9 protein-coding genes are annotated in these 11863 nt (G+C 43.3%); 6 read left to right on the top strand and 3 right to left on the bottom strand.

Translation table 11 applies throughout. The features are described from left to right. The first annotated feature begins 361 nt into the window (after window positions 1-361). From cysK to nifU, 5 genes are all read left to right on the top strand, one after another. Complete coding sequence (gene cysK, locus BLS20_RS11960; RefSeq protein ID WP_090174600.1) at window positions 362-1297, top strand: cysteine synthase A; 936 nt, start codon at window positions 362-364, stop codon at window positions 1295-1297. Window positions 1298-1317: 20 nt separating this feature from the next. Continuing rightward, window positions 1318-2388 (top strand): tRNA 2-thiouridine(34) synthase MnmA, encoded by a 1071-nt coding sequence (mnmA, locus tag BLS20_RS11955; protein WP_090174599.1) that lies wholly within the window; start codon window positions 1318-1320, stop codon window positions 2386-2388. Between the two features lie 18 nt (window positions 2389-2406). Continuing rightward, window positions 2407-2829: an RrF2 family transcriptional regulator gene (locus BLS20_RS11950; protein ID WP_090174598.1), complete on the top strand. Its 423-nt coding sequence runs from the start codon at window positions 2407-2409 to the stop codon at window positions 2827-2829. Window positions 2830-3105: 276 nt separating this feature from the next. Then, complete coding sequence (gene nifS / locus BLS20_RS11945; protein ID WP_090174597.1) at window positions 3106-4296, top strand: cysteine desulfurase NifS; 1191 nt, start codon at window positions 3106-3108, stop codon at window positions 4294-4296. Window positions 4297-4311: 15 nt separating this feature from the next. After that, complete coding sequence (gene nifU, locus BLS20_RS11940; protein ID WP_090174596.1) at window positions 4312-4680, top strand: Fe-S cluster assembly scaffold protein NifU; 369 nt, start codon at window positions 4312-4314, stop codon at window positions 4678-4680. 77 nt (window positions 4681-4757) lie between these two features. Here nifU and BLS20_RS11935 read toward each other — a convergent pair whose 3' ends face one another. Genes BLS20_RS11935 through BLS20_RS11925 form a run of 3 tightly spaced genes read right to left on the bottom strand, consistent with a single transcriptional unit; the run spans window position 4758 to window position 9287 of the window. After that, window positions 4758-5516 carry a DUF4116 domain-containing protein gene (locus BLS20_RS11935; protein WP_090174595.1) on the bottom strand — a complete coding sequence of 253 codons (759 nt, stop codon included), beginning with the start codon at window positions 5514-5516 and terminating at the stop codon, window positions 4758-4760. Between the two features lie 21 nt (window positions 5517-5537). Then, on the bottom strand, window positions 5538-7697 hold the full coding sequence (locus BLS20_RS11930; RefSeq protein WP_090174594.1) for a DUF444 family protein: 2160 nt from the start codon (window positions 7695-7697) through the stop codon (window positions 5538-5540). A 12-nt stretch (window positions 7698-7709) separates the two neighbouring features. Continuing rightward, window positions 7710-9287 (bottom strand): AAA family ATPase, encoded by a 1578-nt coding sequence (locus BLS20_RS11925; protein ID WP_090174593.1) that lies wholly within the window; start codon window positions 9285-9287, stop codon window positions 7710-7712. Window positions 9288-9502: 215 nt separating this feature from the next. Between BLS20_RS11925 and BLS20_RS11920 the strand changes: the two genes are divergently transcribed. Next, window positions 9503-11842 carry an alpha-galactosidase gene (locus BLS20_RS11920; protein ID WP_090174592.1) on the top strand — a complete coding sequence of 780 codons (2340 nt, stop codon included), beginning with the start codon at window positions 9503-9505 and terminating at the stop codon, window positions 11840-11842. Window positions 11843-11863 lie beyond the last annotated feature (21 nt).

The raw sequence follows: 11863 nt of genomic DNA, 5'->3' as shown, positions 1-11863 counted from the left end.
ATAATCAAGCAGAAATCAGCAACAAAGTGCAGATTTCTGCCCAATATAACAAGTAAATAGTGCTGACGGTATCTGGGAGGAGCCAATATGACAAGACGGTTCGAGCCAACTGCGTTCTCCCTATGTGCGCACGGGAAACCGTGATCCACGATAATAGATAGCAGGGCTCTCGGCGGACCATTAGCCTGTTGGTAACCAATCCACGAATAACAGAGTGGCTACATGCCGGAGACTGTTAAACTGGCTCTTTCCAGATGCTGTCAGACAATAACAAATGTGACAATTATCAGGTGGAAAGTTTGTTGAGGCTTTCCTGCTTGACAAAGGTCACTTCATAACAGGGAATAGAAGGAGCCAAATCATGGGAAAAATATATGAAGATGCAACAGAATTAATAGGACATACACCCTTATTAAGATTGAGTCGTTATGCTGCAAAATCAGGTGTCACACAGGCTATGATTTTGGGTAAGATGGAATTTTTGAATCCGGCAGGTTCTGTGAAGGATCGCGTAGCACTGGCAATGATTGAAGAGGCAGAAAAGGCTGGAAAGCTAAAGCCGGGAGCGACAATTATTGAGCCGACATCCGGTAATACGGGAATTGGACTTGCTGCGGTAGGAGCAGTCAAGGGATATCGTACCTTGCTTACACTTCCGGATACAATGTCTGTAGAACGAAGAAATCTACTCAAAGCTTATGGAGCACAGCTTGTTTTGACAGAAGGCGCAAAAGGCATGAAAGGTGCGATAGAAAAGGCAGAGCAGCTGAACAAAGAAATAGAAGGTTCGGTTATTTTGGGACAGTTTGATAATCCGGCAAATCCGGCAGCACATAAGGAAACAACCGGGCCGGAGATCTGGGAGCAGACAGGCGGTAAGATTGATATCTTTGTTGCCGGTGTCGGAACCGGCGGTACCATAAGTGGAATTGGCGAATATTTAAAGGAGAAAAATCCAAACATAAAGATTGTGGCTGTAGAGCCTGCGACCAGTGCGGTGTTGTCAAAGGGAACACCGGGACCTCATAAGATTCAGGGAATTGGAGCAGGATTTGTACCGAAGATCTTAAATACAAAGATTTATGATGAAGTGCTTGCGATTGAAAATGAGGATGCATTCATCGAAGGAAGAACATTTGCACAGACAGAAGGTATTTTGGTTGGAATTTCTTCCGGAGCAGCACTAAAGGGTGCACAGATTCTGGCTAAGAGACCGGAAAATAAATGTAAGACGATAGTTGTTTTATTGCCGGATTCAGGAGATCGCTATCTGTCCACGGCATTATTTGCAGATTAAGAAGTGGAGAAGAAGAATACGTGAAAAAAGCATTGATTGCAATGAGCGGAGGCGTTGATAGTTCTGTATCGGCGCTGCTTACGATAAAAGAAGGATATACCTGTGAAGGCGTAACAATGCGCTTGTTTAATAAGGAACAAGAATCGGAGAAGCTGTGTAAGACTTGTTGTTCGGATAAGGATATTGAAGATGCCATGCGCGTTACCAATCGTATGGGGATTCCATATACCGTTGTGGATTATACCGTTGATTTTAAGGAGAAAATCATCGAGAAGTTTGTCTGTACATATGAGCAGGGGGGGACTCCGAATCCTTGTATTGACTGCAACCGATATATGAAATTTGAAAAGTTGTTCGAGGCTGCGCGCTCGCGTGGTTGCGATAAAGTAGTAACGGGACATTATGCCCGAATTGAGTATGATAGTGAAAAAGAGCGTTATCTGCTAAAAAAAGCAGTCGATTCAACAAAAGATCAAAGTTATGTGCTTTATAACCTGACGCAGGAACAGCTGGCTCATGTGTACTTCCCCTTAGGGGGGATGACGAAAGCTTCCGTACGTGAGATTGCACAGCGCGAAGGATTTGTCAATGCAGATAAGGCAGATTCGCAAGATATCTGTTTTGTTCCGGATGGGGATTATGCAGGCTTTATCGAAGCGTATCGGGGACAGGCCTTAAAGAGCGGGAACTTTGTAGATATGCATGGCAATATTCTCGGACAGCATAAGGGAATTGTACATTATACCATAGGACAGCGTAAAGGGCTGGGAATTGCAAGTAGTGCTCCGCTTTTTGTTACCAGGATAGATCCGCAGAGAAATGAAATTGTGTTGACGCACGGGGATGGCTTATTTTCGGATACGTTATATGCAACGGATGTGAATCTTATTTCGGTGCCAAGGATAGAAGGGCAGATGCGTATCAGTGCAAAAGTGAGATATCGGCAAAAGGAGCAGCCGGCAGTTGTAACACAGCTCGAAGATGGACGAATTAAAGTAAAATTTGATGAGCCGCAAAGGGCAATTACGAAAGGGCAGGCGGTTGTCTTGTACGATGGAGATATTGTTGTAGGCGGTGGAACGATTATATAAAAGGTAGGGAGGTCATTTGTGAAGATTTCAACAAAAGGAAGATATGCAATCAGAGTCATGCTGGATCTTGCCATGCATAAGGAAGATGGATATGTTTCGCTGAAGGATATTGCAAAACGACAGGATCTGTCAAATAAATATCTGGAGATGATTATTTCAATTCTGAATAAAGCCGGATATGTGCAAAGCACGAGGGGAAAGTTTGGCGGATATAAGCTTTCTTATGAGCCGGAGAAATACACGATGGCAGCAATTCTAAAGACGACGGAGGGGTCGATGGCGCCGGTTTCGTGTCTGGATTGCCCGGGAGAATGTGCAAAGGAAGCGGAATGTATCACGTTGCCAATGTGGAAGAAGCTAGATCAGATTATTGAAGAGTATTTAGAAAGCGTGACGCTTCAAGATCTGCTTGATACGAGAGCAGATACGTATACGATTTAACTCAGTCGGAGTACAAGCTCCGACTGAGTTAAACGCTCCGCGAGGATGCGCACGGATTCGGACAGGAATTTGTCTGCTGAAGCAGACCCGAATCCGGCGCGCAAGACTCGCGAGCGAGTCTTGACCAAAGAGTTTGTTATAAAAAGATTTCGAGTCGGATATATGCCGATTTGGAATCTTTTTTTTAATTTGCTAAAATCCTATTGACTAACTAGGAATTAGATGTTAATATAATTCCTATGAAACACATAGGAATTGATTTTAGGAGGAAATAAGATGAAAATATACGCAGATAATGCGGCAACAACGAAAATCAGTGAGAATGCTCTGGCTGTTATGATTGAGAATATGAAGCTGTATTTTGCCAACCCATCTAGCTTACATACACCGGGGCAACTGGCGAAGGAGCAATTAGAGCAGGCGCGTGAAGAGATTGCGCAGGCAATCGGAGCAAAACCGAGAGAGATATTTTTTACATCAGGAGGAAGCGAGTCTGATAATCAGGCAATCTGCTCTGCTGCCTATGCCGGTAAACGCAAAGGAAAGAATCATATTATTACAACGACAGTTGAACATCATGCCGTGCTTCACACGATGGCGAAGCTTGCGAAGGATGGATTTGAAGTTACGTATCTTCCGGTTGATGAAGATGGATGGCTTGATCCGCAATTGGTTCGAGAGGCAATACGTGAAGAGACTGCGCTTGTCAGTGTGATGTATGCGAACAATGAAGTTGGAACGCTTCTTCCGGTTAAAGAGATTGGAGCAATCTGTAAGGAAAAGAAAGTTCCCTTCCATACGGATGCCGTGCAGGCTGTAGGGCATGTGCCGGTAGATGTAAGAGAAATAGGATGTGACTATCTTGCATTATCCGGTCATAAATTCCACGGGCCACGAGGCGTTGGAGCGCTATATGTTCGAATGGGCGCAAGGATTGATAATTTGATTGAAGGTGGAGCACAAGAGCGTGGAAAGCGTGCCGGTACGGAGAATATTCCGGCGATTGTGGGAATGGCAACAGCGCTTAAGGAGGCTTTGAATCAGCTTGAGGAAAATATGGAAAAGACAGCAGCGCTTCGTGATTATCTAGAGGCAGGTTTGTCGAAAATCTCTCATAGTAAAATCAATGGAAGCGGAGCTGAGCGCGTACCGGGAACATTAAATATCTGCTTTGAGGCTATTGAGGGAGAATCTTTACTACTTCTTTTGGATGCGAAAGGAATTGCAGCATCTTCCGGTTCGGCTTGCACATCCGGAAGTCTTGACCCGAGTCATGTACTACTTGCACTGGGACTTCCGCATGAAGTGGCACATGGATCGCTTCGTTTATCGGTTAGTGAAGAAAATACATATGAACAGATGGATTATATTATCGAACAGGTTAAGGAAGTTGTTTCCTACCTGCGTAGCATTTCGCCGGTGTGGGAAAGTCTAAAAAAAGGTGAGAAAGAATATATCTTTAAATAATAGGAGGAGAAATAGATGTTATATAGTGAAAAGGTAATGGATCATTTTGAACACCCACGTAATGTAGGTGAAATAGAAGATGCAGATGGCATCGGAGAAGTTGGAAATGCAACATGCGGAGATATCATGAAGATTTATCTGAAAATCGATCAAGATATCATAAAGGATGTAAAGTTTAAGACGTTTGGTTGCGGATCGGCAATTGCTTCAAGTTCTATGGCGACAGAGATGATAAAAGGAAAGCCGGTATCGGAGGCACTTGAACTTTCCAATAAGGCTGTAGTCGAAGCACTTGATGGCCTTCCACCGCACAAGTTGCACTGTTCTGTTTTGGCAGAAGAAGCAGTTAAGGCGGCACTTGATGATTATTACAGTAAGAAATAACAAAAAAAGAATCGCATGATAAAAGGCTATCGCACGAGCAAAAAAATGGGTGCGATAGCCTTTGTTTATAAAAGACATTATGCGATTTCTTCACGGAAATAATCTTTCACGAATTGAATCGCGGAGGGATCTTGTGCAACAGCGGCCATACAGATCGGAAGTGTTTGCTGTCTGACATAAGCGAGCAGTCTTCCGCGAATCGATACGGCTGCAAGGCAGGTTGCCTCGGTCTGGGTGTCAAGCCATTCAAAGATGCCACAGTTTACTTTGATGGCAAAGATACACAATTCTTCATCAAATTCTTCTTGATCGAGTACCAGGATAGGATTGGCAGCTACCTCGGCAAATTGCTGAAGTCTTGGTGTCAGGTTTTTGACAAACCTAAGTGCTTTAGGGTCTTGCATGATGGCTGCAAGGCAGATTTCTTCGGTCTGGTCTTGGATATATTCTAATACATTACCATCTTGCATAACGGCTTCTAAGCAATACTCCGGTGTCTGCGGGATATAGCGAATAGCCATTGGCGAACGTGAAATGGCTTTGTGGCATAATTCTTCGCTTTTGTCAGGAACATAGCGAATTGCAATGCCGTCTTGCTCGATAGCCAGACGACAGATTTTAGGCGTCCGGTTTTTGACGAGTGCAAGAGAGGCACCTCGCCTTTTAACAGCTGCTTCGCAGATGGTATCCGTCTGTTTTTTTACAAATTGCAAGGCAAACGGATTGTTCTTAACCGCAGTTAGACAGATTTCTTCTGTCGGTTCGTCGATTTTCTCAAGATTCATACCATTTTCTTGTACTTTTTTTAGATAGTAGATGATATCGTCTTTAGACATAAGTAGCTCCTTTCCTAAGGGTTATCGAATGTTTGATATAATTTCGCGTTCCATCAACAATGAGAGTTGCAATGGAAATTTGTCATAGTCGCTGATATCGACAAAAGCTTCTCCGTAAATTGCACGAATCTGCGGCTTGTCATCACCGATGGCAAAGGCAATAGTCTTAATGCCATCGCCGCGTAGAAGGCGCATGGCTTCTTTGATATCTTTGCGTGCGAGATCTCCGCTGTAACCATTTGAATTGGGCTGGCCGTCGGAGATGATAATCAACAGTTTGTCCTGTTCGATACGCTGCGACAACAATTCTCCGACCATGCGGAGGGCAAGGCCGTCACGGTTGTTGCCAGATGGTTGCATCTTCATTAGAGAGTATTTGGCAATTTTTCGATCTTCAAATTGCTGATAGATTTCTACGACCGGATGCATTTCACAATTGTGGGAGGAAATCAAGGTCGGAATCTCTAATCGCTCGAGTACTTCATTAAGTAACACGGCGGCTTGTCTGGCGCAGTCGATTCGTGGACCTTTCATGGAACCGGAATTGTCGATCAAAATAGCAACGGCCATATCCAGTTCTTTTTCCGGATTTTTTTTCTTTTGGAAGTAGCGCTGATCAACTTTGTATAAATGCCGGTTATCGATGCGTCGTCCCATCATTCGGCGTCGTTGCAGGGAAGTGGTTTCATCCTGCATGATTTTGACGATTTCCTTTTGCACCTTTTTGAGGAATGAGTGATGCTGGTGAATGATTTCTTCGTAGGAAGAACGGTCGTTTATATTGGGTTTGACTCTTCGGATATCGGTCTGTATGCCGGTGTGCGCAGAGCCGTAATTGCCACTGTTTATCTTGGACAGCGTGTTTTTATGCTGCTGTTCGGCAAGTTGTTCTTCGGCGTTATCTTCATGAATTTCATTTTCCAGTTCTTCTAGCGATAACTCAATCAGGTGCCCTTCTTGTGTGCCACTTAAGACATCCGAAGGCGCAAAGGTGTCATTATTTGTAGAAGAATCCTGAATTTCTTGCATGCTGCCACTTAGAATATTAGCCGGCATATTGGAAATGTTATCTCCACCGGAACTTGCGATTGCATTTTGAATAGAATCAAGCATGTCAGCTGCGTCCTGGGCTGAGCCATCCTCAGCAGCGTCATCACCGCCGGGGGATTCCTCCTTGTGATCTTCGTCGTCGCAGTTATCACAATTTTCGCAATCTTCTTCTTCTTTGGCAGGCTGGTGAAAACCACGTTCGTTTTCATCGCGATATTCCGTAAAATCCTCATCTTCCGTGCCTTCAAAAGCGAATTCAGAAGATGGGCCATCGATATATAAATCAATGTATCGCCATAATTTATTGACGATGAAATTGATTTGGATATATTTTTCTTTGACATCATCAGCTTGTATGGCTGCCTGGATGTCCGGTTTTATGCGATCAAGCATTTCCATGATGACATTGAACTCAGCGGTGTCTTCGTGCAGAATAAAGACCTGTCCAAAACGTGCATACTGTAATATGGCAGAAAGAAGCAGCGTCAAGGTAGAAATTTCAATATCCTCCGTCATATCCTCTAAGGAGCGAACCGTTGTAAACCCGGCTTCTCGAACAGTCTCGATACCACGGCGAACCAACTTGCCGGCCATTTTACATAAAGCTTCTTCATCGTGATAGTCGCTGATGACATTGGCAATGGCCCGGTATAAGGAGGTCATGACCTTGGCAAAACGAGGGTTGGATTTTACTTCCATAAAATCAGGATGCGGATAGCGCATTCGTGGCATAGTATCTTTTTCGAAAGGAAGTTTGCCAAGTTTAAAGGAATTAGCGGCCCATAATTCTTTGCGGTAATCCATAAAACGCAGATGAGCAATTTCGTGAAAAAGATATCCTAAGATACATAAAAGTTTATTTTCATCATCTTCAAAAGAACGAATCTGAGCATTGTCCGTATTGACGTAAATGGTTCTGCCGTCTAGCAAAGAAGTTTCAATCTGTTGTTCGTTATCCCCATGTAACAAGACAAGATGAATCGGCATAGCAAAGTCGCTCGTCAGAGAGGTCAGGTACTGATTGATATACCGATAGAACTGCGGCGTTTGAACCAAATTGTCAAAAGCAATTGGCGTAGCCGGATGCGCGGCCTGGTATTTTTTTACCTGTTCGGAAAATAATCGACTCATAAAAAAGCCTCCTTACAGATATAAATCTACGACACCGGTGATGATTTCATCTTGTTCTTCGAGATCATTGGTTGCTTTGGCAATGACACATTCGATGCAATTTTGACGGAAATTCCGATAGCCATCTAATTTGACAGAAAGAACCCACATTTCAAGCTCAGATAGGGAAATGCTTCCGTCCGTAATCCCTTTGGTATAACAGTAGTCGCGAATTTTGAGCCATACGTTATAACATTTTTCCAAAATGCCATGATTATGTACGTTTGTGTTAAGTTCAAGTCTTGCAAGTGCTTTTTCTTTCGGAAGATCATAGCTGTCGATGATAAAGGACATACGTCGTATGACAGATGGGTCAATCGGTCGACAGGAATTGTAACCAACGTTATCTGTGTAGACGACCATAGCCTTTGGATGTCTTCTAAGGTAACTGCCATCAACCAAAGGAATGATGCTGCCGGCTTTGTCGTATTCATTTAAGCCTACGAGTACACCGCTATCCTTGATTCGGGAAATTTCTTGCACTTCCACGATGTAGCCTTTTGTCAATGCTTTTACAAAATTGGATTCGATATGTTTGAATCTTGGAGCGTCACCGGCAGTATCTGTATTTGGAACGAAGTCGCTTAAAAAGTCTTGCGTTTCCATGTTGGAATTGCAGGTGACACGAAGAAGCGGCATGTTTAAAATACAGGCAAGAACCTCAACGCCGGTTGATTTTCCGTAGGCTGTTACGCCGCGCCACATAAAGTTAACCATTGGTCGTTTCTCACCGGCACTTAAGACATAGCGGCGAGCAATTTTAAGGGTTTCGTTAGGAACGACAAAATCATCCTCAAAGACCGGAATGAAAGCAAGTTCGTCTTCCTCCCAGTGAAATTCGGATGAGAATGCAGCAAATTCCTTCCTGGCCTCGGCTACGGTCAGATTGTCATCCTCATTAACCGCATGGCTTTCTGCGAGAATGGTCGGACATCCGGCAAGGACTTTGTTGTAACACAGTCCGCCGTGTTCAATCGTGTTTTCTTCTAAGAGAGCGATGTTACCTCCCTTTTCATCCGTATCAAAGCGGCGGTCGGTAAAGATGTGTTCAAGGCTGTCAGAGAGCTTGTACAAGTCCTTGGCAGCAAATGGTTCTAGATGATTAGAAGAAGTTTCGAGATTTTCCAATATCTCGTTTACTTCCGGAAATTTTTCTCTCAAAATTGGAAGAAAGCCAACAATAAATGCAGTTGTGTCAAAAGACGTATCATTTTCCAGATTTGGAATAGCTTTATACGAACCATCGTCTGTTCGCAGGCTGCCGCGAATTCTTCCATTTGCAGATATGGTTGCAAGCAGTATTCCTTCAGACAAGATCGTTTCAACCGCATAGGATGTGTCGGAAATTTTTACAAGACATATCGTGGATTCGTCCTTGGAAAAGTATGCTTGAACAGCTTTGACAACAATCGGATCAAGGCCGGCCATCAGCTGCGCTTCGTTGTAGATGGAAATGCATTCCTTATCAGTGGTACGTTTTTCAAGTGTGTTATAAGGCGGATCCAGCTTTTCAATGGATAATGCTGTCCGGTTTAAAAATACGGATTTCATATAAATTATTACTCCTCTATTGTTTGTTACCCCTATCGGACTCTGTTGAGCCATGTCTCATAACGATTAGTATTCCCTAAGCTTAGTTGGATTATAACAAGAAAAATTCGCCAAGTCTAGTATGAAGACAGTGAAAAGTTGGAAATCAACATGAATCTTTGAAAAAAGATAGAGGTTTAGTATAATAAACGAAAGAAAAGAATCGGAGAGATAGAATGATTTTACAAAATGATCAGACTTTTATATTAGCAACAAAAAACACGACCTATGTTTTTAGCATGCTCGAGAGTGGACATCTAGAACATCTGTATTATGGGCGTAGACTCGAACAACCAAGTGCAGAAATTTTTCGGCAAAAAAGGGCGTTTGAGCCGGGCAATAGTATTGTCTATGATGATGCACATAAAAACCTCATTTTGGAAGATATTTGTCTAGAAATGTCTGCAAGTGGAAAAGGGGATATCGGAGAGTCTTTCCTTGAAATAGAGCATGCGGATGGATCGGTGACAAGTGATTTCTTGTTTGAAAAGGCGCAGATTATGGACGATAAGAAAGCGCTGACATCGCTGCCGAGTGCATATGATGAGAGTCAAAAGATACAGCAGCTGATTGTGACGCTCAAAGATGCGTCCTACGATTTGCAGCTTCAGCTTCGCTATGAAGTCTATGAAGAATGTGATTGCATTGTTCGCACTGCGGTTTTGGTTAATTCGTCGAATGAGACCATACGTCTTCATAAAATGATGAGTAATCAGCTTGATCTTGCAAGAGGAACCTATGCCATTACCTCGTTCCATGGAGCATGGGCCAGAGAAATGCAAAAGCATACGGTTATGGCAGGGCCGGGAAATTATATTAATAGTTCGTTTACGGGAACGTCATCGAATCGAAGCAATCCTTTTACAATGCTGCATGAAGTTCATGCAACAGAAGATGCCGGCATGTGTTATGGATTCAATTTAATATACAGTGGTAATCATTATACGAGTGTGTCGCAAAATGCATATGGAAAGACGAGATTAGTAAGCGGTATCAATCCGAGAGGATTTAGCTTTGTGCTAGAGCCGGGTGACGTATTTGAGGCACCGGAAGCGGTGATGACCTGTTCGTACGAAGGATTTACGAAGATGAGTCATAATATGCATGAATTTGTGCAAGAACATGTAGTGCGCGGAGAATGGAAGAAAAAGGAACGACCGATTTTGCTTAACAGCTGGGAAGCTGCATATTTTGATATTAAGGAAAGCAGCCTTCTTAAAATGGCTAAAGAAGCAAAGAATGTTGGAATCGAACTGTTTGTTATGGATGATGGATGGTTTGGACAGCGAAATGATGATGCGCATGCGCTTGGCGATTGGAAGGTCAATACGGAAAAACTTCCGGGAGGACTTGGAGGAATTTGCAAGAAAATAAATGAAATGGGTCTGGATTTTGGAATCTGGGTAGAGCCGGAGATGGTAAATGTGGAGAGCGATTTGTATCGCGAACATCCGGACTGGACAATCGATATCCCGCTAAAGCCGCATTCACAAGGACGAAATCAAAGATTGCTGGATCTTACCAGACCTCAAGTGCAGCAATATATTATTGAGCAAATGAGTGAGGTGTTTGAAAGTGCGAATATCAAGTATGTGAAATGGGATATGAATCGTATCTTTTCAGATGTCTATTCGAGATACCTGCCTGCGGAGCGACAAGGCGAAGTCTTTCATCGTTATGTGATGGGGCTTTATCGGATTATGAAGACTTTGACAGAGAAGTTTGCGTATATTCTCTTTGAAGGATGTGCAGCCGGAGGAAATCGATTTGATCTGGGAATCTTGAGCTTCTTTCCGCAAATCTGGGCTAGTGATGATACCGATGCGATTGCGCGAAGTTATATTCAAGAGGGGTATAGCTACGGATATCCGTTATCTGCGATTAGCGCGCATGTATCGTCGTGTCCGAATCACCAGACGCTGCGGGTGACACCAATGGCGACGAGATTTAATGTGGCAGCTTACGGTGTTTTAGGCTATGAGTGCAACCTGAGTGATCTGACAAAAGAAGATCTTGATGCGATTCGGGAACAGATTGATACTTATAAAAAGTTCCGTTCCACCTTCCAATATGGAAAGTTTTATCGGGGAAGAAGTGGACGAATTCACGAATGGACTTGTGTCAATGAGAATAAGGAGCAGGCAGTGGGAATGCTGCTTCAAGAGCAGGTGATTGCCAATACACAGGCAGAATCTTATCAGGCAAAAGGTCTTTTGCCGCAAGGGCTATATCATTTTTATAACAAAAAGCGCAAGTATGATGTGCGTAAGTTTGGGGATCTGATTAATACTCAGGCGCCATTTCATATCAAACAAGGTTCGTTGGTACATAATGTGGTGGCGAGATTTGTAACAATGTATGGGGAGCAAGAGGATTATACAGTAACCGGAGAGAATTTGATGTATGCCGGAGTGACACTAAAGGATGCATTTGCAGGAACCGGATACAGTGAAGAGGTTCGTTATTTTCAGGACTATTCATCTAGAATGTATTATATGGAACTTGTTAAGGAGTAAGAAAGTAGGATGGAGGAGCAG

It is taken from the genome of Eubacterium oxidoreducens, assembly GCF_900104415.1.
Taxonomy (GTDB): domain Bacteria; phylum Bacillota; class Clostridia; order Lachnospirales; family Lachnospiraceae; genus Eubacterium_C; species Eubacterium_C oxidoreducens.
This window is presented reverse-complemented; position numbering and strand designations above follow the sequence as displayed.

Excerpts from the sequence above, each read along its gene's own strand:
- BLS20_RS11935 (WP_090174595.1), bottom strand. The coding sequence starts at position 5,516 with ATGTCTAAAGACGATATCATCTACTATCTAAAAAAAGTACAAGAAAAT.
- nifU (WP_090174596.1), top strand. The coding sequence starts at position 4,312 with ATGTTATATAGTGAAAAGGTAATGGATCATTTTGAACACCCACGTAAT.
- BLS20_RS11920 (WP_090174592.1), top strand. The coding sequence starts at position 9,503 with ATGATTTTACAAAATGATCAGACTTTTATATTAGCAACAAAAAACACG.
- cysK (WP_090174600.1), top strand. The coding sequence starts at position 362 with ATGGGAAAAATATATGAAGATGCAACAGAATTAATAGGACATACACCC.
- BLS20_RS11925 (WP_090174593.1), bottom strand. The coding sequence starts at position 9,287 with ATGAAATCCGTATTTTTAAACCGGACAGCATTATCCATTGAAAAGCTG.
- BLS20_RS11930 (WP_090174594.1), bottom strand. The coding sequence starts at position 7,697 with ATGAGTCGATTATTTTCCGAACAGGTAAAAAAATACCAGGCCGCGCAT.
- nifS (WP_090174597.1), top strand. The coding sequence starts at position 3,106 with ATGAAAATATACGCAGATAATGCGGCAACAACGAAAATCAGTGAGAAT.